The organism is Streptomyces sp. NPDC097595, assembly GCF_044761525.1.
GTDB lineage: Bacteria > Actinomycetota > Actinomycetes > Streptomycetales > Streptomycetaceae > Streptomyces > Streptomyces drozdowiczii_A.
This window is the reverse complement of record NZ_JBIWCN010000022.1, coordinates 116,168-140,209: the sequence shown is the minus strand read 5'-3', so window position 1 is coordinate 140,209 and position 24,042 is coordinate 116,168. Positions and strand designations below refer to the sequence as shown.

At 71.7% G+C, this 24,042-nt stretch carries 21 protein-coding genes and 1 tRNA gene; 15 read left to right on the top strand and 7 right to left on the bottom strand.

Annotated features, from left to right (window positions below; translation table 11 throughout):
• Positions 1 to 107: 107 nt before the first annotated feature.
• Positions 108 to 2,543 (bottom strand): SUKH-4 family immunity protein, encoded by a 2,436-nt coding sequence (locus ACIQZN_RS29310; RefSeq protein ID WP_404000091.1) that lies wholly within the window; start codon positions 2,541 to 2,543, stop codon positions 108 to 110.
• 5 nt (positions 2,544 to 2,548) lie between these two features.
• Positions 2,549 to 3,526 carry an SMI1/KNR4 family protein gene (locus ACIQZN_RS29305; RefSeq protein WP_404000088.1) on the bottom strand — a complete coding sequence of 326 codons (978 nt, stop codon included), beginning with the start codon at positions 3,524 to 3,526 and terminating at the stop codon, positions 2,549 to 2,551.
• A gap of 304 nt (positions 3,527 to 3,830) precedes the next feature.
• Between ACIQZN_RS29305 and ACIQZN_RS29300 the strand changes: the two genes are divergently transcribed.
• Both ACIQZN_RS29300 and ACIQZN_RS29295 read left to right on the top strand, forming a co-directional pair.
• Positions 3,831 to 4,364: a YwqJ-related putative deaminase gene (locus ACIQZN_RS29300; RefSeq protein WP_404000085.1), complete on the top strand. Its 534-nt coding sequence runs from the start codon at positions 3,831 to 3,833 to the stop codon at positions 4,362 to 4,364.
• 8 nt (positions 4,365 to 4,372) lie between these two features.
• Positions 4,373 to 4,897: an SUKH-3 domain-containing protein gene (locus ACIQZN_RS29295; protein ID WP_265543912.1), complete on the top strand. Its 525-nt coding sequence runs from the start codon at positions 4,373 to 4,375 to the stop codon at positions 4,895 to 4,897.
• Positions 4,898 to 4,960: 63 nt separating this feature from the next.
• Here ACIQZN_RS29295 and ACIQZN_RS29290 read toward each other — a convergent pair whose 3' ends face one another.
• The gene (locus ACIQZN_RS29290; RefSeq protein ID WP_404000082.1) at positions 4,961 to 6,301 is read right to left on the bottom strand and encodes a sensor histidine kinase; all 1,341 of its coding nucleotides are present in this window, start codon (positions 6,299 to 6,301) and stop codon (positions 4,961 to 4,963) included.
• 155 nt (positions 6,302 to 6,456) lie between these two features.
• On the opposite strand from ACIQZN_RS29290, the gene ACIQZN_RS29285 reads away from it, so the two are divergent.
• The 7 genes from ACIQZN_RS29285 to ACIQZN_RS29255 all read left to right on the top strand — a co-directional run bounded on the left by ACIQZN_RS29285 (position 6,457) and on the right by ACIQZN_RS29255 (position 12,072).
• Entirely contained in the window at positions 6,457 to 7,320 is an 864-nt protein-coding gene (locus ACIQZN_RS29285; protein ID WP_404000079.1) for a hypothetical protein, read from the top strand.
• A 14-nt stretch (positions 7,321 to 7,334) separates the two neighbouring features.
• Positions 7,335 to 7,406: transfer RNA gene (locus ACIQZN_RS29280), tRNA-Gln, on the top strand.
• 109 nt (positions 7,407 to 7,515) lie between these two features.
• Positions 7,516 to 8,964: a bifunctional UDP-N-acetylglucosamine diphosphorylase/glucosamine-1-phosphate N-acetyltransferase GlmU gene (gene glmU, locus ACIQZN_RS29275; protein ID WP_404000076.1), complete on the top strand. Its 1,449-nt coding sequence runs from the start codon at positions 7,516 to 7,518 to the stop codon at positions 8,962 to 8,964.
• A gap of 120 nt (positions 8,965 to 9,084) precedes the next feature.
• Entirely contained in the window at positions 9,085 to 10,059 is a 975-nt protein-coding gene (locus tag ACIQZN_RS29270) for a ribose-phosphate diphosphokinase (RefSeq protein WP_018104112.1), read from the top strand.
• Between the two features lie 202 nt (positions 10,060 to 10,261).
• Entirely contained in the window at positions 10,262 to 10,849 is a 588-nt protein-coding gene (locus tag ACIQZN_RS29265; RefSeq protein WP_404000073.1) for a 50S ribosomal protein L25/general stress protein Ctc, read from the top strand.
• Between the two features lie 104 nt (positions 10,850 to 10,953).
• Positions 10,954 to 11,547: an aminoacyl-tRNA hydrolase gene (pth, locus tag ACIQZN_RS29260; RefSeq protein ID WP_328900550.1), complete on the top strand. Its 594-nt coding sequence runs from the start codon at positions 10,954 to 10,956 to the stop codon at positions 11,545 to 11,547.
• 54 nt (positions 11,548 to 11,601) lie between these two features.
• Positions 11,602 to 12,072, top strand: a complete 471-nt coding sequence (locus tag ACIQZN_RS29255) for a hypothetical protein (RefSeq protein WP_404000070.1) — start codon at positions 11,602 to 11,604, stop codon at positions 12,070 to 12,072.
• A gap of 95 nt (positions 12,073 to 12,167) precedes the next feature.
• Here the strand turns inward: ACIQZN_RS29255 and ppc are convergent, their stop codons facing one another.
• Entirely contained in the window at positions 12,168 to 14,897 is a 2,730-nt protein-coding gene (ppc, locus tag ACIQZN_RS29250; protein ID WP_404000067.1) for a phosphoenolpyruvate carboxylase, read from the bottom strand.
• Positions 14,898 to 15,231: 334 nt separating this feature from the next.
• On the opposite strand from ppc, the gene ACIQZN_RS29245 reads away from it, so the two are divergent.
• The 4 genes from ACIQZN_RS29245 to ACIQZN_RS29230 all read left to right on the top strand — a co-directional run bounded on the left by ACIQZN_RS29245 (position 15,232) and on the right by ACIQZN_RS29230 (position 20,749).
• Complete coding sequence (locus ACIQZN_RS29245) at positions 15,232 to 16,215, top strand: acyl-CoA desaturase (RefSeq protein WP_404000064.1); 984 nt, start codon at positions 15,232 to 15,234, stop codon at positions 16,213 to 16,215.
• Positions 16,212 to 16,898: a TetR family transcriptional regulator gene (locus tag ACIQZN_RS29240; protein ID WP_404000061.1), complete on the top strand. Its 687-nt coding sequence runs from the start codon at positions 16,212 to 16,214 to the stop codon at positions 16,896 to 16,898. The genes ACIQZN_RS29245 and ACIQZN_RS29240 overlap by 4 nt, the downstream gene beginning before the upstream one ends.
• 180 nt (positions 16,899 to 17,078) lie before the next feature.
• A complete protein-coding gene (locus tag ACIQZN_RS29235; RefSeq protein ID WP_404000058.1) occupies positions 17,079 to 18,824 on the top strand; it encodes an FG-GAP repeat domain-containing protein in 1,746 nt (581 codons plus the stop codon).
• 164 nt (positions 18,825 to 18,988) lie between these two features.
• A complete protein-coding gene (locus tag ACIQZN_RS29230) occupies positions 18,989 to 20,749 on the top strand; it encodes an FG-GAP repeat domain-containing protein (protein ID WP_404000107.1) in 1,761 nt (586 codons plus the stop codon).
• 66 nt (positions 20,750 to 20,815) lie between these two features.
• Here the strand turns inward: ACIQZN_RS29230 and ACIQZN_RS29225 are convergent, their stop codons facing one another.
• Together ACIQZN_RS29225 and ACIQZN_RS29220 are read right to left on the bottom strand one after the other, a co-directional pair.
• Positions 20,816 to 21,181, bottom strand: a complete 366-nt coding sequence (locus tag ACIQZN_RS29225; RefSeq protein ID WP_404000056.1) for a VOC family protein — start codon at positions 21,179 to 21,181, stop codon at positions 20,816 to 20,818.
• Positions 21,178 to 21,978 carry a trans-aconitate 2-methyltransferase gene (locus ACIQZN_RS29220; protein WP_404000053.1) on the bottom strand — a complete coding sequence of 267 codons (801 nt, stop codon included), beginning with the start codon at positions 21,976 to 21,978 and terminating at the stop codon, positions 21,178 to 21,180. The genes ACIQZN_RS29225 and ACIQZN_RS29220 overlap by 4 nt, the downstream gene beginning before the upstream one ends.
• A gap of 89 nt (positions 21,979 to 22,067) precedes the next feature.
• Between ACIQZN_RS29220 and ACIQZN_RS29215 the strand changes: the two genes are divergently transcribed.
• Complete coding sequence (locus ACIQZN_RS29215; RefSeq protein ID WP_328900557.1) at positions 22,068 to 22,565, top strand: MarR family transcriptional regulator; 498 nt, start codon at positions 22,068 to 22,070, stop codon at positions 22,563 to 22,565.
• Here the strand turns inward: ACIQZN_RS29215 and ACIQZN_RS29210 are convergent.
• A complete protein-coding gene (locus ACIQZN_RS29210) occupies positions 22,524 to 23,309 on the bottom strand; it encodes a LuxR C-terminal-related transcriptional regulator (RefSeq protein WP_404000050.1) in 786 nt (261 codons plus the stop codon). The two genes, ACIQZN_RS29215 and ACIQZN_RS29210, sit on opposite strands and share 42 nt — an antisense overlap.
• 283 nt (positions 23,310 to 23,592) lie before the next feature.
• Between ACIQZN_RS29210 and ACIQZN_RS29205 the strand changes: the two genes are divergently transcribed.
• Positions 23,593 to 24,036: a GNAT family N-acetyltransferase gene (locus ACIQZN_RS29205; protein ID WP_404000047.1), complete on the top strand. Its 444-nt coding sequence runs from the start codon at positions 23,593 to 23,595 to the stop codon at positions 24,034 to 24,036.
• Positions 24,037 to 24,042 lie beyond the last annotated feature (6 nt).

The window sequence follows — 24,042 nt, the reverse complement described above, 5'->3', positions numbered from 1 at the left end:
TCCTCCACACCTACAACCACCACCGCTGCCACACCGCACTCGGAGGCCAACCCCCGATCAGCCGCGTCAACAACGCTGCGGGTCAATACACCTAGCACACGGAACGGTCAGATCAGCCCGTCCCACATCTGCTCCAGCAGCACCGACCACCAGCTCTCCGGCGACGCCAGCGCCGCCGCGTCCAGCGCCACCAGCTGCGCCTGGAAGTCCACCGTCCAGCGGCCCGCCTGCTCCGGGTTCAGCCCGTACCGCAGCCGCCACATCCGGCCCAGCAGCGCCATGCAGCGCACGAACTCGGGCAACCCCGTGTTCACGAACTGCGGCGGCACCGGCGCACCGCCCGGACCCGCCTCCACCGGCACCGCCACGATGTGCGCGGTCCCGTACTGGACGCAGATCGCCCGGCCGAAGTCCGAGCCCATCACCAGATACGACCCCGCGTCCGACGCGGGCTGCACCTGCCGCTGCGCCGCCAGCTCCGCCAGCGTCGGCACCACCGGCTGACCCGGCTGCGCCCAGAAGAACGGCCCGAAGTCGGCGGGCAGACCCGCCCACACCAGGGTCCGCGCCACGATCTCCGGCACGCCCTGACGCGACACCGCGCGCTGGTCGAAGCGGAGGACACCCTGCGGACCGAAGGTCTGCATCATCTCCTCGGCCAGCGCCTCCGGCGGCACCGGCGGCGCGGGCTGCATCTGCGGCAGCGGCGCCCGCACCGGCGCGGGCCGCGCGGGACCGTCCGCCACCTGGTGCAGCTCGCCCTGGTGCGTCAGCAGATGCTGCATGCCCTGCTGCCGGCTCGCATGGTCCGTGCCGTACGGGGCGACAGAGGTGATCCGCACCTGCGGCCAGGTCTCCCGGATCATCCGGGCACAGTAACCACCGGGCAGCTCACAGGACTCCAGCTCCGTGTGCAGCTCGATCACCTGCTGCGGCGGCACGTTCATCGCCCGCAGCTCGTGCAGCATCTGCCACTCCGGGTGCGGGGTGCCCGGCGCAGAGCGGCGGATCAGCTGCTGCTCACTGCCGTCCGGCGCCCGGAACCGCAGCACCGCCTGGTAGCCCGGACCCACGGTCGGCTGACCGGGCGGCGTCTGCGGATAGCCGTACGCGGGCGGCGCGCCCACCGGCGGACCCGGCGGGCCCGGCGGCTGCGGCGCCCCCGGACCGGCCTGCGCCGGACCCGCGAGCATCGTCGCCGCGTGGTGCACCCCGCCCGGGCCGGGCGGAGGCGTCGCCCTCGGCGGCGGAGGCGGCTGCTGCCCGACGGGCGCACCGGGGACTCCGGGCGGGCCGGGCGGCTGGGGCGCGCCCGGCACACCCGGCGGACCGGGCGGCTGCGGGACGCCCGCGCCGGACGAGGCGTTCGGGTCGGCGAACATCGTGGCCGCGTGGTGCACCCCGCCGCCGGGCGGCGTCGGCGGACCGGGCGGCTGCGGGGCGCCGGGCGGGCCCAGCTGGGAGACGAGCTGCGTCGGCACATAGCCGCCCGCGGGCGCGCCGGGCGCACCTGGCCCCGAGGGCGGCGGCACCGGTGCGCCCGGCCGGGCGCCCGGGGTGCCGGGGGCTCCGGGCGGCGGAGGCGTACCCGGACGCGAGGCGCGCGGCGGGATGGCCGCCTTGCTCGTCGCGGCATCGGCGATGTCCCCGGCCCCGGGCCCACCGGGGGGTCCGGGAGGCGGGGTGTGCTGGGCGGGGGGCGGCGTGTGCTGCCCCGGGACCGGCGGACCGGGCACGGCGGTGCCGGGCACGGGCGGACCCGGGACCGGCGGACCCACCGGCGGGCGCTCGCCGCCCAGGCTCGGCGCGATCGCGGTCTTCGGCAGCGCGCTGCCGCCCGACATCAGCGCCGTCGGCGCGTCCGCAGGGACGACCGGGGGCAGCTCCTCCTCGTCGTCGGCGCCCGACAGCGGCGGCGCGAACACCGTCGCCGGAAGCGCCACCTCCGCGTCGTCCGAGTCCGCGTTCACATCGGTGCCCGCCCACGGCGTGGCCCCGACGGGCGGCTGGAGCGAGGACGCCGGTACGCCGTCCGAGGCGGTCGGCTCGTACGCCACCGAACCGCCCTGCGAGGACGTCGAGGGCGACGGGATCGGGGCCGGCGGCGGGAAGGACGACGGGGTCTGGGGCGCGGGCGGCGGGGTGTCGTCCCGCTCCGCACGCCGGTCCGGAATGCCCAGCTTGTCCGCCGCCTCCTGAAGCCACTCCGGCGGGCTCAACAGGAACGACGTCTGGTTCAGGTCCACCCGCTCGGGCGGCGCCGGGGCGGCCGGCTCCACTTCCTGCGCGCCGTACTCCTCCTCGTACCGCCGGATCACCTCACCGACCGGCAGCCCGGGCCACAGCGTCGCCTCACCGCTGTCCCGCGCGATCACCAGCCGCTGACGACCGCCGTCGGACACCGGTCCGTCCGGGCGGTCCTCGGCCCACACCACGAATCCGAGTTCGAATTCACGGACGCGCACCTCGCGGTGCTGGTACGCGGGAACGTCGCCGTTCACCCATTCCTCAGCGCGCTCCTGCGCCTGAGCGAAGGTCACCATCGCGCTCACCCCTCCACCGGGACGGCCTGCGCGAAGCCGCCGTCCACCATCAGGTTCGCCACCGTCTCCAGCTCCGGCGGATTGCCCGCCAGCCGCTGGAGGAACGCGTCGAAGTCCTCACCGCACGGCAGCAGCAGCCGGTCCACCCGCTCCTGCACCGTCCAGCCGTCACGGTCCCGGGCGTCGTCGTACGCGCAGAACCACACCGAACCCAGGGCCGCACCGCGCACCTTCACCGCGAGCAGGCCGCCCTGCACGAAGGCGACACCGAGGTAGTCCTTCGTCAGGTGGTCGCGCAGGCACTTGTTGACGTACACCAGGTCGTTCACGGCGGCCTCCTCGCGCACCGTGAAGAACGGCTGGTCGATCAGGAGACCCAGCTCCGCGTCGAGCGCCGTACCGGCCGGGGCCGAACCGCCGGCCGCCTTCAGGAACGAGCGGTACGCACCCGGCAGCCGGTAGCCGAGGTCCTCCTCGGCGCCCAGGATCTGCTGCTCGGTCACCGCCACGGCGCCCTTCGGCAGCCGGAAGTGCGCGGGGCGCGTCTCCTGGAGCGGCCGCGTGCCCCGCTTGTCCTGGTCGACCTCCGTGGACGCGAGCCCGCCGTGGTGGCGCAGCAGCGCCTTCACCTCGACCGGGATCAGCTCCATCCGGCGGCCGCCCGGCACGTGGTGCCAGGTCCAGCCGTGCGGCGTCGCCACCGGCGGGACCGTGTCCCACAACTCGTGGCCGGCCTCGGCCAGCGCCGCGTTCGCGGACACGTAGTCCGTGAGCCGCAGCTCGTCCACACCGAAACCCTGCGGAGGCTCCGCGATCTCCGCGGCGGCGCGCGCGTACGGCGAGAAGTCCGGACAGCCGTTCTCGTCCATCCGCACCCCTCTGGGGTGGCGGGACGCCCGGACCGGGTCCGGGAAGTGCACGAGCTGCCCGGCGTAGGCCGCGTTCGGTGGCGCGGCTTGCTGCCCGAGCCGACCTGTCGTCATGGCGGTTGCCCCCTGCTGCGTCTGGCTGATGAGGACCGACCTGCCCAGGAGGCGGTCCAGGCACAGCCTAAGCGGTGTCACCCGTACGGGGACCGGCCCCGTCATCCCCGGGCCATAGCCGTCACCAAACGTCACAACGGCGTGACGGACGAGCGACGGGAGCGCCACCGAACCGCGACACGCAGACACGTTTCAGCGACCCAGCTTTCACAGGACCCGACACATTTGGCAGGCTGTCACCCGCATACACGGGGGCGTGCACACCAGGCAGCGGCCGCTGCGGGCACGGGAGGGACACAGCACCATGCACACCGCACACTCTGCACAGACCGTCACGACCGGGGACCCACGACTCAGCTGGAGCAGCACCGAGAAGGGCCCCGCGCCCCGGCTCGGCCAGCGCCGCGACGGCATCCTGCCCGCCGTCGCCGCCGCCCTGTCCGTACGCGGCGAGACGCTCACCTGCACCGCCGGCAAGGGCGACCAGCCGCCGGTCCTGCACCACCTCGTCCAGGACTTCCTGGACACCCTCCCCAGTGCGCAGCGCGAACGGTTCACCGGCCGCTGCCCCGAGGCCATACTCCTCTCCCGGCACCTCACCGCCGCCGAGGCCGGGCGCTCCAAGCGCGCCCAGCGCAAGCCCCTCACCAACGGCGAGGCCCGCCGCGCCCTGAAGCACGCCCGGCTCACCGCCCGCCGCATCCGCGAGGACGGCGACCCGCTGCACGGCAGTTACGCGGCGCCCTGCCGCTCCTGTGCCGTCATGCTCGCCCACTTCGGCGTACGCCCGGTCGACCTCACCGCGGGCGGCGCGGCCACCACCGCAGAGAAGAGCTGACCGCGCCCATGCACGACCGCACCGACCTGCCCCGGCAGACCGGCCCCGACCGCCAGTCCGCCACCCGCTTCCCCGTCGCCGTCGACGCCGCCCTGCGGGCCGCCGGCTGGGCGCCCGGCCGGTGGGACATCCGCCAGGCAGAGGAGTGGGCCGACGCGCTGCGCTCGCACGCCTCGCCCGCCGGGCACCAGCACGCGGTCTTCCCGGCGGCGGTCGAGGCGTGGGCGGAGTTCGGGGGCCTCCACATCACCGCCACCGCGCCGGGGCGCCAGATCGCGCCGCCGGCCGTCCGCATCGACCCGCTGAGCGGGCTGCACCTGGCCCGCACCCTCGGCGACCTCGGCCGCGCGCTGGCGACCGAGGTCGCGCCGCTCGGCGAGGAGGGGGACGGGCAGGCCGTCCTGGCGATCGACCTGGCGGGGCGGGTGTACTCCATCGACCACACCGGGGACTGGTATCTCGGCCAGGACATCGACACGGCGCTGGCGACGTTGGTGACGGGGTTGCAGCCGGAGCGGTTGGTTTCGGGCTGAGCCGGGGTCTCCGGCGCGGCGGTTCACGCCGGGTGGGCGGTCACCACCGCGAGGGTTCCGTCCTCAAACGCCGGACGGGCTTGAGCTGCCGCCGCCCGGGCTCGGGATGGTGCCGCCGTCCGGCAGGACCGCCGACACCCTGAAGCCGCCCGCGTCCGTCGGGCCCGAGACGAAGACTCCGCCCAGGGCGAGGACGCGTTCGCGCATGCCGACGAGGCCGTTGCCGCCGCTGGGCAGGCCCGCGTCGGCCGTGGCCGCGTCCGTGGGGCCGTTCTCCACCTGCATGGCGACCTCGGCGCCCCGGTGCGCCAGCCGCACCCACGTCTTGGCGCCCGCCGCGTGCTTGTGGACGTTGGTCAGGGCCTCCTGCACCACGCGGTACGCCGTCTGCTCGACCTCGGGCGCGTAGGCGCGGGCGGAGCCCTCGACCGACAGTTCGACGGTCATGCCGGCGGCGCGCGACTGGCCGACCAGCGCCTCCATCTCGTCCAGCCGGGGTCCGTCCTCCGCCGCGGCCTGGGCCGCCCGGCCCACGGAGGCCAGCGGCACCTGCTCGACCCGGGCGGACGCCGGATCACCGGTGCGCAGGACGCCCAGCATCTCGCGGAGCTCGGTGAGCGCCTGGCGCCCCATGTCGCCGACCAGGGCCGCGTTGCGCACGGCCTTCGCGGGGTCCTTGGGCGCCACGGCCTGGAGCGCCGCCGCGTGCACGACCATCAGGCTCACCCGGTGGGCGACCACGTCGTGCATCTCGCGGGCGATCCGGGTCCGCTCCTCCGTACGGGCCCACTCGGCCCGCTCCTCGGCCCGGTCCGCGAGCAGCGACAGCTCCCGCTCCAGCGAGTCCGCGCGCTCCCGCAGGCTCTCCATCAGCCGGCGCCGTGCCCCTATGTACAGCCCGAACAGCACGGGCGGGGCGGTCAGCCCGACGGCCATGAAGAGGGAGAGCATGGGCACGTACCAGTCGCCGGGCCCGAAGTCGGCGTTCTCGTTCACGCCTTGGCGGAGCCGTACGTACGTCACGATGAACGTCCCCACCAGGGACATGCTCATCAGCACCGCGGTGATCCGCCGGGGCACCTCGGACGCGGCCAGCGTGTACAGGCCGACGAGGCCCATCAGGAAGCCCATCTCGGCGGGCGTCGTCGCGATCGAGACCAGCACCACGGCGATCGGCCAGCGCCGCCGCACCAGCAGCACGGCCCCCGCGATCAGCCCGAACACCACCCCGAAGGGCACCGGCAGCCCGGTGTCCCCCGCGAAGTCCACCCCTTCGAGCCCGCACTCCGCCGCCGAAACGAGCGCGAGCCCCACATCCAGCGCGATACTCCGTCGCCGTTCCCACCACCAGTAGCCACGGGTGGTCGGACCCGCCGCTTCCCGGTCTTCCCCCGTTGCGGTCATGGCATCCAGCGTACGGGCGCCCGCATCCCATTTTCGGGTGACCTGCACAGCACGTCGTACGTTCGATCGGAGGCCGAATGAGGAACAACCGCCCGAAATAACGAATCGACCGCCCATTCGACCCGGACGTCCGGATTCCGGACAACGCTTGGCGCATGACGGAAATCACGAGCAAGTACGCGGATTTCGAGGGCCTGCGCGAACGGGTGGTGGCGTTACGGCGGGAGGGGTTGAGCCGCCGCCAGATCCGGGACCGGCTGCACGTCGACAACAACGACATCCTCAACCGCCTGCTGCAGGGCGAGCCCCCGCCGGAGTGGACGAAGCGCCCACGCGCGAAGGACGACCTGCGGGCGAGGGCGCGGGAGCTGCGGTTGGAGGGGAAGACGTACGACCAGATCCAACTGGAGCTGGGGTGCTCGAAGAGTTCGATCTCGTTGTGGGTGCGGGATCTGCCGAAGCCAGTGCGAAGCCGCTCAGCTATTGAGCAGGCTCGGCTCGCCGGCCGGATGCGGTGGGACCACGAGCTGGCCGTGCGGGACGCGGAGCGACAGCGAACGAAGGCCGAGGCGAAGAGCGAGATCGACACCTTGACGGACCGGGAACTCCTGCTCCTGGGAGTCGCGCTGTACTGGGCGGAGGGCTCCAAGGACAAGCCCTACGACCGGCGCGAGAACGTCATGTTCATCAACAGCGATCCGAACGTGATCCAGGCCTACCGGGCGTGGCTGCGGATGTTGGGCGTCACTCCCGACCGGCTGTGCTACCGAGTCATGATCCACGAGAGCGCGGACGTCGAAGGTGCCGAACGCTACTGGGCCGACCTGGTGGGCATCGATGTGTCGGACCTCCAGAAGACGACCCTGAAGAAGCACAATCCCAAGACCGTTCGAAAGAACACCGGGGATGCGTACCGGGGATGCCTCGTACTTCGTGTTTCCCAGGGCGCCGAGTTGTATCGTCGAATTGAGGGCTGGTGGAGCGCAATCGCGGACCAGGCTCAACTTCGCCTCAGGTAGGGTCTGATCTGTGATCCGCCGTGGGGTAGCGGCATCCCGCAGGCCTTTGGAGCCTTGAGACGCTGGTTCGAATCCAGCCGGCGGAGCCCACGCATACGGGCCCCGACCACCTCGGTCGGGGCCCGCGCCCATGTCCGGTCCGGCGCCCCCCGGTATCCTGCGGATGTCCACCACCCGAAGCCGAAGGGCCTATTCGTGAGCTCCGTACGCCCGGCAGCCGTCGTCGTCCTCGCAGCGGGTGAGGGCACCCGCATGAAGTCGAAGACCCCCAAGGTTCTGCACGAGATCTCCGGGCGCTCGCTCGTCGGTCATGTCGTCGCCGCCTCCCGCGAGCTGGACCCCCAGCACCTCGTCGTGGTCGTGGGCCACGCGCACGAGCAGGTCACCGCTCACCTCACCGGCGCCGACGCGCAGGTGCGTACCGCCTACCAGGCCGAGCAGAAGGGCACCGGGAACGCGGTGCGGGTCGCGCTCGACGAGCTGGGCGGGGTCGTCGAGGGCACCGTCGTCGTCGTGTGCGGGGACACCCCGCTGCTGGCCGGCGAGACGCTGGCCGCGCTCGCCGCCACGCACACCACCGACGGCAACGCCGTCACCGTGCTCAGCGCCGAGGTCCCCGACTCCACCGGCTACGGGCGGATCGTGCGCGACGCGGCGAGCGGCGCGGTCACCGAGATCGTGGAGCACAAGGACGCGAGCGACGAGCAGCGGGCGATCCGGGAGATCAACTCCGGGGTGTTCGCGTTCGACGGCAAGCTTCTCGCCGAGGCGCTCGGCCAGGTGCGGACGGACAACAGCCAGGGCGAGGAGTACCTCACCGACGTGCTGTCGATCCTGCGCGAGGCCGGGCACCGGGTCGGTGCCTGTGTCGCGGGCGACCACCGCGAGATCCTGGGCATCAACAACCGCGTCCAGCTCGCGGAGGCCCGCCGGCTGCTGAACCAGCGGCTGCTTGAGCGCGCCATGACGGCCGGTGTGACCGTGGTCGACCCCGGCTCGACGCTGATCGACGTCACGGTGACCTTCGAGCGGGACGCGATCGTGCACCCGGGGACCCAGTTGCTGGGCGCCACGCACCTCGCGGAGGACGCCGAGGTCGGCCCGAACTCGCGGCTGACGGACACCGTCGTGCACGCGGGCGCGCGGGTGGACAACACGGTGGCGGACGGCGCCGAGGTGGGCCCGGGCGCGCTCGTGGGCCCGTACGCCTACCTGCGGCCGGGCACCAAGCTGGGCCCGAAGGCCAAGGCGGGGACGTACGTCGAGATGAAGAACGCGACGATCGGCGAGGGGACCAAGGTCCCGCACCTGTCGTACGTGGGCGACGCCACCATCGGCGACCACACCAACATCGGCGCCGCGAGCGTGTTCGTGAACTACGACGGGGTGGCCAAGCACCACACGACGATCGGGTCGCACTGCCGTACCGGGTCGGACAATATGTTTGTGGCTCCCGTCACGGTCGGGGACGGGGTTTACACCGCCGCCGGCTCGGTCATCACGAAGGACGTACCGTCCGGTTCGCTGGCCGTGGCCCGTGGCCAGCAAAGGAATATCGAGGGTTGGGTCGCGCGCAAGCGTCCCGGAAGCGCCGCCGCGCAGGCGGCTCAGGCGGCCGCGGAGGAGCCGGCCGGCGAAAGCTGACCGGAAACAGGTGCGTCGCGCACCGCGTACCGTGATAGATGCTCACCCCATTTCGGCTGGCTCGTTGCACATCGGGACATCTGCGTGCGGCGCCAGGAACACGTCCGAGGAGACTGTGCTGTGACCGGGATCAAGACGACCGGCGAGAAGAAACTGATGCTCTTCTCCGGCCGCGCCCACCCCGAGCTGGCCGAGGAGGTCGCACACCAGCTGGGTGTCGGTCTCGTGCCGACGAAGGCCTTCGATTTCGCCAACGGTGAGATCTACGTCCGCTTCCAGGAGTCGGCGCGTGGCGCGGACTGCTTCCTGATCCAGAGCCACACGGCTCCGATCAACAAGTGGATCATGGAGCAGCTCATCATGCTGGACGCGCTGAAGCGCGCGTCGGCCCGTTCGATCACGGTGATCGTGCCGTTCTACGGCTACGCCCGCCAGGACAAGAAGCACCGTGGCCGTGAGCCGATCTCGGCCCGTCTGGTCGCGGACCTGATGAAGACGGCGGGTGCGGACCGCATCCTCACCGTCGACCTGCACACGGACCAGATCCAGGGCTTCTTCGACGGCCCGGTCGACCACCTGTTCGCGCTGCCGATCCTGGCGGACTACGTGGGCGCCAAGGTGGACCGTTCCAAGCTGACGATCGTCTCGCCGGACGCCGGCCGCGTGCGCGTCGCCGACCGCTGGTGCGACCGCCTCGACGCCCCGCTGGCGATCGTGCACAAGCGCCGCGACAAGGACGTCGCCAACCAGGTGACCGTCCACGAGGTCGTCGGCAATGTGAAGGGCCGGGTCTGTGTCCTGGTCGACGACATGATCGACACCGGCGGCACGATCTGCGCCGCCGCCGACGCCCTGTTCGCGCACGGCGCCGAGGACGTCATAGTGACGGCGACGCACGGTGTGCTCTCGGGCCCCGCGGCGGACCGCCTGAAGAACTCGAAGGTCAGCGAGTTCGTGTTCACGGACACCCTGCCGACGCCGGGTGAGCTGGAGCTCGACAAGATCAAGGTGCTGTCGATCGCCCCGACGATCGCCCGCGCGGTGCGCGAGGTCTTCGAGGACGGCTCGGTCACGAGCCTCTTCGAGGAGCAGTAGAAGCGACTGGACCGGGGCGGCGAATGCGCCGCTGTTGATCCACTTTGGGGTGCGGCCTCCCCGCCGGGTAGACTCAGCGAGTTGCTCGGCGAGGGAGGCCGTACTCATGTACGGGGCTCCGTTATCGGCGCGCTCTTCGTAGCAGGCCAGTTGTCGGCCGGGTGACCGTTCGTTTTTCCGTCACCTCACGAGGAGTGCCGCCATGGCCGAGATCAAGCTCGCCGCCCAGGTCCGTAACGAGTTCGGCAAGGGCGCCGCCCGTCGCGCGCGTCGCGCCAACCAGGTCCCCGCGGTCGTCTACGGCCACGGCGCCGAGTCCGTCCACATCACGCTTCCGGCCCACGAGCTCCAGCTCGCGCTCCGTACCGCCAACGTCCTCATCGGCCTGGAGCTCGACGGCAAGGACGCCCTGGTCATCCCGAAGGCCGTCCAGCGCAACCCGCTCAAGGGCGACATCGAGCACGTCGACCTGCTGACCGTGAAGCGCGGCGAGAAGGTCAACGTCGAGGTCGCGGTGCACGTCGAGGGCGACCTGGCCCCGGGCGGCAACCTGCTGGAGTACGTGCAGAACACCCTCCTCGTCGAGGCCGAGGCCACCCACATCCCCGAGTCGGTCACGGTCTCCGTGCAGGGTCTGGACGCCGGTGCGTCGATCCTCGCCAAGGACATCCCGCTGCCCAAGGGCTCCGTGCTCGCCGGTGACGAGGACGCCATCGTGCTCCAGGTCGTCGCCGCGCAGGCCGAGGAGCCGGCCGCCGAGGGTGCCGAGGAGGAGGGCGCGGAGGCCTGAGCCTCTGCCCGCCTGCTTGACTGACGGGGCGGTGGTCTCCCTTCACGAGGGGAGCCGCCGCCCCGTTTTCTGTCCGCTTCCCCTGTACGAGGAGACTTCGCGCGATGTCCGACGCCACCGACCCCTGGCTGATCGTGGGGCTGGGCAATCCCGGCCCCGAGTACGCGGCGAACCGGCACAACGTCGGCTTCATGGTCGCCGACCTGCTCGCCGAGCGGATCGGCGGGAAGTTCAAGCGCGCCCCGAAGGCGCAGGCGCAGGTGCTGGAGGGCCGGATCGGTCCCCCCGGACCGCTGAGCCGCCGGGTGGTGGTCGCGAAGCCGATGTCGTACATGAATCTGTCCGGCGGCCCGGTGACGGCGCTGCGGGACTTCTACAAGGTGCCACTGGACCATGTGGTGGCGGTCCACGACGAGCTGGACATCGACTACGGGACGCTGCGGCTGAAGCTGGGCGGCGGGGACAACGGGCACAACGGGCTGAAGTCGATGACGAAGGCGATGGGGCCGGACTATCACCGGGTGCGGTTCGGGATCGGGCGGCCGCCGGGGCGGATGCAGGTCGCGGACTTCGTGCTGAAGGACTTCTCGTCCACGGAGCGCAAGGAGTTGGCGTTCGAGGTGGACCGGGCGGCGGACGCGGTGGAGTGCCTGCTGGCGGAGGGTCTGGAGCGGGCGCAGTCCGCGTACAACACCTGAGGGATACGGGTCCGGCTTGACCGGTCGTGCGGCTCTGGCCAAGGATCTGGGCCCATGAAGCGGAACCCCTCCCACCGTGCCCTGTTGTACGGCCGCAGTGCGGCGCTCGGCCTCGTCGTCGTGGTGCTGCTGGTGGCGGGTGTGCTGACGTCCTGGGACGCGGCTCACCACATCGTGCTGGCCAAGGGCCGGGAGCACGGGACGATGACGGTGACGGGGTGCGGCGACGACGTGTGTACGGGGTCGTTCGCGCCGGCGGACGGGGCGGCGGCGCGGTCGCGGGTGTCGGTGGACAGCTCGGTGGCGGCGCGCAAGGGGGACCGTTTCCCGGTGGTGGTGAAGCCGGGGACGGACCAGGTGGTGCGGACGGGGACGCCGGGGTTCCTGCACGCGTGGGTGCCGCTGGGCGGGGCGCTGGTGCTGGCGGCCCTGGTGATCGGCGGGGGCCTGCGGCTGACGCGGACGGCCTGGGGTACCGGGATCGCGGGCGGGGTGCTGCTGGTGGCGGCGTTCATCGCGCTGTGAGATCGCGTGGTGAGATCGCGCTGTGAAGCGGCCGCCGGACGTGCGACGGGGCGCGGGGAGGTGATCCCCGCGCCCCGTCGTCGTGCGGTGCCTGGTCAGCCGGTGTTGCGGAGGCCCGCGGCGACACCGTTGACGGTCAGCAGCAGGGCGCGGGCGAGGAGCGGGTCCTCCTCCTCGCCGGCTTCGGCGGCCTGGCGCTGGCGGGCGAGCAGCGAGACCTGGAGGTAGGAGATCGGGTCCAGGTAGGCGTCGCGGATGTGGAAGGTCTGCTGGAGCACCGGGTTGGTGTCGAGCAGCTTCTCGCCGCCGGTGATGCGCAGGACTTCCTGCACGGTGAGGGCGTGCTCGGCCTCGATGACGTCGAAGACGTGCTTGAGCTCGTCGGGGACGAGGGTGTCGACGTAGTGCCGGGCGATGCGCAGGTCGGTCTTGGCGAGGGTCATCTCGACGTTGGAGAGGAAGTTGCGGAAGAAGTGCCACTGCTCGTGCATCTCGTCCAGGACCGTGTCGAGGCCGGCCTCGCGCAGGGCCTTGAGGCCGGAGCCGACGCCGAACCAGCCCGGGATGATCTGGCGGGACTGGGTCCAGCCGAAGACCCACGGGATGGCGCGCAGTCCGTCGAGCGAGACGCCTGAGCCGGGGCGGCGGGAGGGCCGCGAGCCCAGGTGCAGGTTGCCGAGCTGGTCCACCGGGGTGGAGGCCAGGAAGTACGAGGGCAGGTCGGGGTCCTCGACCAGCTTGCGGTACGCGGCGTGGGCGGCGTCCGAGACGGTGTCCATGGCCGCGTCCCAGCGGGCCAGGGCCTCGTCGGACTGGCGGGGCGCGGTGTGCAGGGCGGACGCCTGGAGGGTGGCCGCGACGGTCAGTTCCAGGTTCTCCCGGGCGAGCGCCGGGATGAGGTACTTGTCGGAGATGACCTCGCCCTGCTCGGTGACCTTGATCTCGCCCTCCAGGGTGCCCCAGGGCTGGGCGAGGATCGCGTCGTGCGAGGGGCCGCCGCCGCGGCCGACGGTGCCGCCGCGGCCGTGGAAGAGGCGCAGGCGTACGCCGTAGCGGTGGGCGACGTCGCGCAGGCGGCGCTGGGCGCGGTGGATCTCCCACTGGGAGGTGGTGATGCCGCCGAACTTGGAGGAGTCGGAGTAGCCGAGCATGACCTCCTGGACGTCGCCGCGCAGGGAGACGAGGCGCCGGTAGGAGGGGTCGGCGAGCATCTCGTCGAGGATGACGTCGGCGGCGCGGAGCTCGTCGGTGGTCTCCAGGAGCGGGACGATGCCGATCTCGGCCCAGCCGGCGTGGAGGTCGAGGAGGCCGGCCTCGCGGGCGAGGACGGCGGCGGCGAAGACGTCGTCGGCGCCCTGGCACATCGAGATGATGTAGGACTCGATGACCTCGGGGCCGAAGCGCTGGAAGGCTTCCTTGATGGTGTGGAAGACGCCGAGGGTCTTCTCGCCGGCGGCGTCGAGCGGGGCCGGGGTCGGCGCGAGGGGGCGGCGGGAGCGCAGTTCCTTGGCGAGGAGCTTCTGCCGGTAGTCGCGGGGCATGTCGGCGTAGCGCCAGGATTCCTCGCCGAGCCGGTCGAAGAGCTGGCCGAGGGCGTGGTGGTGGGCGTCGGCGTGTTCGCGGACGTCCATGGTGGCGAGCTGGAGGCCGAACGCGGAGAGCGTGCGGATGGTGCGGTCCATGCGGCCGTCGGCGACGATGCCGGCCTTGTGGCGGCGCAGCGAGTCCTGGATGAGGGCCAGGTCGCTGATGAGCTCGGCGGTGCCGAGGTAGTCGCAGCCGGGGCGGTGGGGGCGGCCGGAGGCGAGGCGCTCGCGGGTGTTGACGAGCTTCTGGCGGATGCAGGTGGCCTTGAGCCGGTAGGGCTCCTCGGCGTTCAGCCGCTTGTAGCGGGGGCTGATCTCGGGGAGGAGTTCCAGGTCGGCCTGGAGGGAGGCGAGGAGTTCGTCGGTGGCGCCGGTGTAGCGGATGGAGTTGGAGAGCAGTCCGCGCAGCTGGTCGACCAGTTCGAGGGCGTCGGTGATGCCGTGCTCGTGCTGGAGGATGAGGACGTCCCAGGTGACCGCGGGGGTCACGTTGGGGTTGCCGTCGCGGTCGCCGCCGATCCAGGTGCCGAAGGTGAGGGGGCGGGTGCCGGCGGGGAGTTCGACGCCGACGCGCTCCAGTTCGGCGGCCAGGTCCTCCAGGACGTCGCCGACGGCGTTGGCGTGCAGCTCGTCCAGGTAGTAGATCGCGTTCCGGGCCTCGTCGGTGGGCTCGGGGCGGACGACGCGGAGCTCGTCGGTCTGCCAGATCAGGTCGATGTTCTCGGCGAGCCGGAGGTCCTGGCGGCGGCGGTCGGCCTCGATGACCGGGGTCTCCAGGAGGGCGGCGATGCGGCGGAGCTTGTTGAGGACGGAGCGCCGGGCGGCCTCGGTGGGGTGCGCGGTGAAGACGGGGCGCACGTTGAGGTTCTTGACGGTGGCGCGCAGGTGCTCGGGGTCGGCGTCCTTGAGCCGGTCGGCGGTGCGGGCGAGCAGGCCGCCCTCGGCGGACCGGCGGTCGCGCATCTCGTGGGCGCGGTGGACCTGCTCGGTCACGTTGGCCAGGTGGAAGTAGGTGGAGAAGGCGCGGACGAGCTTGGCGGCGGTCTCCAGGCCGGTGTCGCCGAGGAGCTCGGCCGCGGCCTCGCCGTCGGTGCGGGTCAGGGCGCGGACGCGCTCGACGAGGTCGAGGAGTTCCTGACCCTCCTGGCGTACCAGGGTTTCGCCCAGGAGGTCGCCGAGGCGGCGGATGTCGGCGCGCAGCTCGGGGCTGGCGGCGGGGGTCTGGTCGGCACTGCTCACAGTGTGCGGCTCCTTGCAGTGGTGGTGCACGGGACCCGGGACCGCGGTCGGCGGATGCCGACGCCACCCCGGAAAGCAGGGTGCGGACCGCGCTGTCCGACCTCTCCAGGATAGGTGTCCGTGCTTTCGGTGCTGTTCGCGCCCCGGACGGCCGTCCGTGTTGTCGGGGGGACCGGCCGGGGTACGCGGTGTGTGTCTACCCGGTATTCGCGCGTCTGTGCGCGGTGTTTCGCCCTCTCGTGGGCGGGCCTTCGCGCTGCCATACTTACGAGGCCGTAGGTTACGGGTGCGTAACCCGGCTGTCCGTCCCGTTCTCACCCCCAGGGGACTCCCCATGAAGACCAGCCCCGATGTGATCGAGGCCGCCGACCCGGCGGCCGGTGATCAGGCTCTTCCTCCCGCCACGCTCGGCGGGGACAACAAGCGGTCGATCGAGCAGATCGCGCTGCTGCTGTTCATCGTCGTGCCGTTCGTGGCCCTGGTGGCGGCAGTGCCGCTGGCCTGGGGCCGCGGTGTGAGCTGGCTCGATCTGGGTCTGATGGTGGCGATGTACTACATCGGCTGCCACGGCATCACGATCGGCTTCCACCGGTACTTCACGCACGGTTCGTTCAAGGCGAAGCGGCCGCTCCGCATCGCCCTGGCGGTGGCCGGTTCGCTGGCCGTCGAGGGTCCGCTGGTGCGCTGGGTGGCCGATCACCGCAAGCACCACCGGTTCTCGGACGCGGAGGGCGACCCGCACTCGCCGTGGCGGTTCGGCGAGACGCTGCCGGCGCTGATGAAGGGCCTGTGGTGGGCCCACATCGCATGGATGTTCGACGAGGAGCAGACCCCGCAGCAGAAGTACGCGCCGGACCTGGTCAAGGACCCGGCGATCCGCCGGATCTCGCGGCACTTCATGACCTTCACGATCATCTCGCTGGCGATCCCCCCGCTGGTCGGCGGGCTGGTGACGATGTCGTGGTGGGGTGCGGCGACGGCGTTCTTCTGGGGCTCGCTGGTACGGGTGGCGCTGCTGCACCACGTGACGTGGTCGATCAACTCGATCTGCCACGCGGTGGGCAAGCGCCCCTTCAAGTCCCGTGACAAGTCCGGCAACGTGTGGTGGCTGGCGGTGCTGTCCTGCGGCGAGTCCTGGCACAACCTGCACCACGCGGACCCGACGAGCGCGCGGCACGGTGTGATGCGCGGTCAGATCGATTCGAGCGCGCGCCTCATCCGCTGGTTCGAGCAGGCCGGCTGGGCGTACGACGTGCGCTGGCCGGACGAGGCCCGTATCGAGTCCCGGCGCAACCGCGCGGCGGCCGACGCGGCATGATGGACGATGTGGCGACCGACTCCAGCGCAGGCAGCGAGAACACCCGTGCACCCTCGTCCCGGCGGGCCCGCCGGGTGCGGATGACGGGGAAGGAACGCCGCGAGCAGCTGCTGGACATCGGTCGCACCCTGTTCGCCGACAAGGGCTTCGAGGGCACGTCGGTCGAGGAGATCGCGGCCCGCGCGGGGGTGTCGAAGCCGGTCGTCTACGAACACTTCGGCGGCAAGGAGGGGCTGTACGCGGTCGTGGTGGACCGGGAGATGCGCCAGCTCCTGGACATGGTGACCAGCGCCCTGACCGCGGGGCACCCCCGGGAGCTCCTGGAGCAGGCGGCGTTCGCGCTCCTGGACTACATCGAGACGTACACCGACGGCTTCCGCATCCTGGTCCGGGATTCGCCGGTCGCCCAGTCGACGGGCACCTTCGCCTCCCTGATCAGTGACATCGCGACCCAGGTCGAGGACATCCTCGGCCTGGAGTTCAAGGCCCGGGGCTTCGATCCGAAGCTGGCCCCGCTGTACGCGCAGGCGCTGGTGGGCATGGTGGCGCTGACCGGCCAGTGGTGGGTGAACGCGCGCAAGCCGAAGAAGGCGGAGGTCGCGGCCCATCTGGTGAACCTGGCCTGGCACGGCCTGGAAAACCTGGAGTCGAAGCCGCGGCTGATAGGGCACCGCAAGAACTGACGACCGAAGCGATGTTGTTTCATCGGTAAACCACTTCAGTCCCGGCAGTCACAGTTGTAGAGTCTGTGAACATCCCGGGAATGCCTCACCCTGCGTGTGACGCACTTGTGAAGGCCGTTCTCCCGGTTCCACCACGTACCCCTGGGGGGGGCTTTGACTTCTGTGGAACCCGGCCGTGCCATGCCCGCACGCTCGAAGCGTGCGCGGCGGCTCGCCGCCTGCACCGCACTCGTTCTCTCGGCCGGCATGCTGCTGGCCGCTCCGGCCTCGGCCGATGACGCGGCGCCCGCGCCGCACCGCGCCACCCAGCCCCGCGTCCCCGCCCTCGACGCGCAGCCCACGCTGACGCTGCCCGCGCCCACCGCGAAGAAGAAGACGCGGGCGTCGCAGGCCGAGGGCGCGAAGGCCGCCGCGGTCGTCCCCGCCCTGCCGCGTTTCGACGTGGACGGCGACGGCTACAGCGACACGCTGTACCGCGGTATCGATGGGCACTACTACCTCATTCCGGCGAACGGGGCGGACTCGTACGAGTTCACCGTGAACACCGGTGACTACGAGGAGCGACTCAAGGACGTCATCACGCCCGGCGACCTGAACGGCGACGGAACGCCCGAGCTGCTCACCCTGTCCTCGGGCGGCAAGCTCTCGATCCACCAGGTCCTCGGGACCAGCACCGCCGGCTACGCGGACTGGTCCGGGACCGGCTGGCAGAAGTACAACAAGGTCGTGGCCGCCGGTGACCTGACCGGCGACGGCCGCGGCGACCTGCTCGCCCGTACGCCGTCCGGCGACATCTACCTGTACGCGGCCACCGGCAACGTCAGCGGGGCGCCCTTCAAGGCCGGCGTCAAGGTGGGCTACGGCTGGGGCTCGTACGACCAGATCGTCGGCGCGAGCGACGTCAACGGCGACGGGATCGGCGACCTCTACACCCGTACGCCGGCCGGTGACCTGTACTACTACGCGGGCACCGGGAAGGCCGCGTCGCCGTACAAGGCCCGCGTCAAGGCCGGCTACGGGTACGACACGTACAACCAGATCATCGCCACGGACGACTACACCGGCGACGGCCTCGGCGACCTGATGGCCCGTACGCCCGGCGGCACGCTGTACTTCTACGAGTCCACCGGCTACGGCACCTTCCTCAAGCGGACGGAGGGTGGCACCGGCTGGAACGCCGCGTCCCTCTTCGCGGGCCAGGGCGGCAACCCCGACTTCGGCAAGAACGAGCTGATGGCCCGCACCAAGGGCGGCACGCTCTACTGGTACTACGCGAAGAACAACGGGAAGCTCAGCGCCCGCATCCAGGCGAGCGACAGCGGCGGCTGGGCCGGGGCGAGCATCAACTTCCCGTCGTCGCTCGACAACAACGGTTACGCCGAGCTGCTGGAGACGTACGACGGCACGCTGTACAACGGTGGCGCGTCGCTCGGCGGCGGCTGGAGCGGCTACACCGCCCTCGTCGGCCCCGGCGACCTGAACGCCGACGGCAAGGGCGACCTGCTCGGCCGCACCAAGTCCGGCGACCTGTACCTGTTCAAGGGCAACGGGCTCGGCACCAAGCTCGCGTCCAGGATCAAGGTCGGCTACGGCTTCAACACGTACAACAAGATCGTCGGCGCCGGTGACCTCAGCGGCGACGGCATCGCGGACGTCGTGGCCCGCGACACCAAGGGCAACCTGTACCTGTACAAGGGCACGGGCAGCGCCACCAAGCCGCTCAAGGCCCGCGTCAAGCTCGGCTACGGCTACAACACGTACAAGCAGTTCGTGGCCCCGGGCGACCTGGACGGCGACGGCAAGGCCGACCTGGTCGGCGTCGACGGCAAGGGCGACGTGTACCGCTACTCGTCCACCGGCACCGGCAAGATCGAGAAGCGCGTGAAGATCGGCTACGGCTGGGACATCTACAACGGCCTCTACTAGGCCCGTCCGACCGCCGGACCATGGCGCCCCGTTCCCGCCCGCGCGGGGGCGGGGCGCTGTAGAGTCTGGGCACATCCCGGGAATGCTTCACCCTGCACGTACCGTGCCCGTGAAGGCGTTTCTCCCGGTTCCACCACTTCACCCCTGGGGGGGCTTTGACTTCTGTGGAACCCGGCCGTTCCGTCGTGCGCTCCAAGCGCGCGAGCCGGCTCGCGGCCTGCACCGCACTCGTTCTCTCCGCCGGCATGCTGCTGGCGGCCCCGGCCTCGGCCGATGACTCGGCGCCCGCCCCGAGCGGCGCCACCGCGCAGCACGCCCCCGCGCCCGGCGGCCGGCCGACGCTCAGCCTGCCGAAGCGCGCGGCGAAGAAGAAGTCCGGCGCGTCGAACGCGGCGGGCAAGCAGTCCCCGTCCTCCGTCGTCCCGGCCGAGCCGCGCGGCGACCTGGACGGCGACGGCGCCGGCGACATGCTGTACCGGGGCCTGGACGGCAACACGTACGCCGTGACGGCCACTTCGGACTCGCACCCGTACGTGATCAACAGCGACGACCAGTTCGAGACGCCCAAGGACATCATCACGCCGGGCGACCTCGACGGCGGCGGCATGGCCGAGGTCCTGACGCTGTCGGCGTCGGGCACGCTCTCGCTCTACCAGAGCTGGGGCACGGACGGCACCGGCTATGTCACCTGGTCGGGCAACGGCTGGCAGAAGTACAACAAGGTCTCCGCCCCCGGCGACCTGGACGGCGACGGCCGCGGCGACCTGCTCGCGCGGACGCCCTCCGGCGACATCTACGTCTACATCTCCACCGGCAACGTGGACAGCGAGCCCTTCAAGGCCGGTGTCAAGGTGGGCTACGGCTGGAACGTCTACGACCAGATCGTGGGCGCCAACGATGTCAACGGCGACGGGCTGGGCGACATCATCGCCCGTACGCCGGCGGGTGACGTGTACTTCTACGCCGGCACCGGCGACGCGGCCAAGCCCTTCAAGGCGCGCGTCAAGGTCGGCTACGGCTGGGACATCTACAACCAGCTGATCAGCTTCGACGACCTCGACGGCGACGGCCTGGGCGACATCGTGGCCCGCAAGCCGGGCGGCGCGCTCTACACGTACCTCGCCAACGGCGACGGCACCTTCAAGGCGCGCGTCGACGGCGGCACGGGCTGGAACGCGGCGGCGCTCTTCGCCGGCGCGGGCGGCAACCCGGACTTCGGCAAGCACGAGCTGGAGGCGCGTACCACGGGCGGCAGCCTGTACTGGTACCAGAGCCGGAACAACCAGAACTTCTTCCCGCGTCAGCTGGACAGCTCGGACACCGGCTGGAACCAGGTGAGCCTGTCGCTGGCCTCCTCGCTGGACAACGACGGCTGGGGCGACCTGCTCCAGGTCTACAACGGCACCCTCTGGGTCGGCGCCGAGGAGATCGGATCCGGCTGGCAGGTCTACAACAGCCTGACCGGTCCCGGCGACCTCAGCGGTGACGGCAAGGGCGACGTGCTGGCCCGCGACACCAAGGGCGACCTGTACCTGTACAAGGGCAACGGGCTCGGTACGAAGTTCGCGGCCAAGGTCAAGGTCGGCTACGGCTTCAACACGTACAACAAGATCGTCGGCGCCGGTGACCTCAGCGGCGACGGGATCGCGGACGTCGTGGCCCGCGCGACGGACGGCACGCTGTACCTGTACAAGGGCACCGGCGACGCCGCCAAGCCGCTCTCGGCCCGTTCCAAGATCGGCACCGGCTACAACATCTACAAGCAGTTCGCCGCCCCCGGCGACCTCGACGGCGACGGCAAGGCCGACCTCGTGGGCGTCGACGGCAAGGGTGACGTGTACCGCTACTCGTCCACCGGCACCGGCACGATCGCCAAGCGCGTGAAGATCGGCTACGGCTGGGACATCTACAACGGCCTGTACTAGGCCCGTCCGACCGCCGGACCATGGCGCCCCGTTCCCGCCCGCGCGGGGGCGGGGCGCTGCCGTTTCTCAGCCCGTGACCGGCTCCAGGAACTCCAGCCGGTTGCCCACCGGGTCGTGGCTGTAGAAGCGGCGGTGGCCGGGCAGGTTGTCGTCCCAGACCACCTGGGCGCCGCGCTCGGCCAGCAGGGCCGCGTACGCCTCGATGTCCGTGACGCGCAGGCCCGGGTGGGCCTTGCGGGCCGGGCGGAAGTCCGCCTCGATGCCCAGGTGCAGCTGGACCGGACCGGCGGCGAACCAGCAGCCGCCCCGGGCCGCGAGCACCGGCGGCTTCGGGATCTCGGTCATGCCGAGGACGTCCGTGTAGTACGCGCGCAGGGCCTCCTCGCTGCCTTCCGGGGCGGCGAGCTGGACGTGGTCGAGCGAGGCGATCATCGGTTCCCCCGGTGGGCGACGGCGAAGATGCGGCGGAAGGGGAAGACCGTGCCGTGCGGGCCCTTCGGATAGGCCGTGCGCAGCCGGTCGCGGTAGTCGGCGAGGAAGGCGTCCCGGGCCTCCTCGTCGTCGGCGAGGGCGGTGAGGACGGGGCGCAGCCCGGTGCCCTTGACCCAGTCCAGGACGGCGTCGTCGCCCGGGAGCAGGTGGAGGTACGTGGTCTCCCAGACGTCGGCCGTGGTGCCGGGGCCGGTCAGCGCGTCCAGGTATCCGGCGGGGCTCAGCACGGCGTCCGCGTGGCGCAGCAGGCCGCCGAGGCGGGGGCGCCAGCGCGGGGAGTCCGCGAGTTCGCGCATCAGGACGTGCGAGGGCTGGTCGAAGTTGCCGGGGACCTGGAGGGCGAGGGTGCCGCCGGGGAGCAGGGCGTCCCGCCAGAGCGGCAGGCGGGCGGCGTGGCCGGGGACCCATTGGAGCAGGGCGTTGGAGACGATCAGGCCGTACGGCTCCGAGGGCGTCCAGGTGGCCGCGTCGGCCTCGGCGAAGTCCAGCAGGTCCGTGGTGTGGGCGCGGGCCCGTTCCAGCATCTGCGGGGAGTTGTCGTAGCCGGTGATGCGGGCGTGCGGCCAGCGCCCGGCGAGCAGGGCGGTGACGTTGCCGGCGCCGCAGCCGAGGTCGGCGATGCGGGGTGCGGGCATGCCGGGCGGGTCGGGGACGCGGGCCAGGAGGTCGTGGAAGGGGCGGGTGCGATGGTCCGCGTGGCGCAGGTACTGCTGCGGGTCCCAGAGGGGTGCGGTCATGGGGTCCAGGATCGCCCCGCAAGTATCTTGATGTCAAGACACTTGAATTCAAGAGACTTCATGTCGACAGACCATCTACACTGATCCACATGGAGGACGAGGTCGACCGTCTGGTCGCTGCATGGCGCCGCGAGCGCCCCGACCTCGACGTGGAACCGCTCGAGGTCCTCAGCCGCGTCTCCCGCCTGGCCCGGCACCTCGACCGGGCCCGCCGCATCGCCTTCGCCGAGCACCAGCTCGAACCGTGGGAGTTCGACGTCCTCACGTCGCTGCGCCGGGCCGGCGCCCCGTACCAGCTCTCCCCCGGCCAGCTGCTCACCCAGACCCTGGTCACCTCGGGCACGATGACCAACCGCATCGACCGGCTCACCAAGAAGAACCTGGTCGAGCGGCTGCCCGACCCCAGCGACCGGCGCGGCGTCCTGGTCCGGCTCACTGCCGAGGGCCGCGACAAGGCGGACCAGTCCCTGGCGGGCCTCCTCGCCCAGGAGCGCGCCATCCTCGGCGAGCTCTCCCGCCAGCAGCGCGGCGAACTGGCCGGTCTGCTACGCCAGTTGACCGCCCCGTTCGACAACATCCCCGGGTAGCTCCGGCTCCTCGGCCAGATCGACGGGGCCGACGCCCGCGCGTCTGGCCAGCGCCACGGCGGCCAGCGTCGAGTGGACGCCCAGTTTCCCGAGCACATTCTGCATGTGCGTCCGCACGGTGTGCGGGGAGAGGTACAGCCGCTCCGCGACCGCCTTGCGGCCCAGGCCCGCCACCATGCACCGCAGCACCTCGCGCTCGCGCGGGGTCAGCGACTCGACCAGCTTCTCGCTCTCGGTGCGGTGCTTGCGGTCGGCCAGCAGCTCCCGCAGCACCCCCGTCAGCAGCGCGGCGGGCAGATGCGTCTCGTCGCGCAGCACACCCCGGATCACCGCGAGCAGCCGTTGCAGCGAGCTGTCCTTGGCGACCCAGCCGCAGGCCCCGGCCCGGAGGGCGAGCGCGGCCCGGGCCGGGTCGTCCTTCTCGGCGAGCACCACCGTACGCACCGAGGGACGCGCCACGCGGACCGCGCCGACCAGGGCGATCCCGTCGACCGGCCCGGCCTGCCCGGGAGCGGCGCGCTGGGCGGGCACCGGGAGGGCGCCCAGCTCCGCGTCGGCCAGCAGCACGTCGTATCCCCGGCCCTCGGCCGCCGCGCGCTCCAGACAGCGCAGCGCCGCCGGGCCGCTGCCGGCCGCGGCCACCTCGACGTCCGGCTCGGCCGCGAGCGCGGCGGCCAGCGATTCGGCGAAGATCCGGTGGTCGTCCACCACGAGAACCCGGATACGGGCCACAGGCACCCCCATGCTGTGTGTGACGGAGGCACCCGAAGCAGGCCCCCCGCCGCGCTCAGCGTACGGGCGGGGGCTCCGGGGAGAAGGTAATTGGCGGAACTTGTCCGGGGGTGCGCCCTGGGGGTGTCTTTTCGATCAGGGTCGGACAGGCCGAGGCGTCTGGTGCGGCGCATCGCAAGGCGCCGGGGCGTCCGCATCGCGGAGCGATTCGGGCGGTTCGGCAACGCGGCGAGGTGCCGTGCCAGGCGCCTCGGACCCGGCCCTGATCGGAAAGACACCCCCTAGGGTGGGGCGCATGTTCCATCTTGAGACAGAAGTGGACAAGGAACGGCGTGCCCAGCTGCACCGGGCGCTGCGGGACGACAACACCGCGCGCTCCCCGCACATGAGGGCCCTGCGCGGCAGGCCGGACGCGCAGGAGCAGCCGCTGCACGTCTGGGCGCTGGACGCGGAGGGGCGGCTCGCGGGCGGTCTCGCGGCCCGGACCTGGGCGAGCTGGCTCCATCTGGAACTGCTGTGGGTCGACACCGCGCACCGGGGTTCCGGCCTCGGCGCGCGGCTGCTCGCCGAGGCGGAACGGGTGGCGCGGGCGGACCGGGGCTGCGTCCGCTCCCGGGTGGAGACCTGGGACTTCCAGGCCCCCGGCTTCTACCGGAAGCAGGGGTACGAGGTGCGCGGCCAGGTCGAGGACTTCCCGCCGGGGGTCACCGAGTTCACCCTCACCAAGGAGCTCGGCTGACGCCCA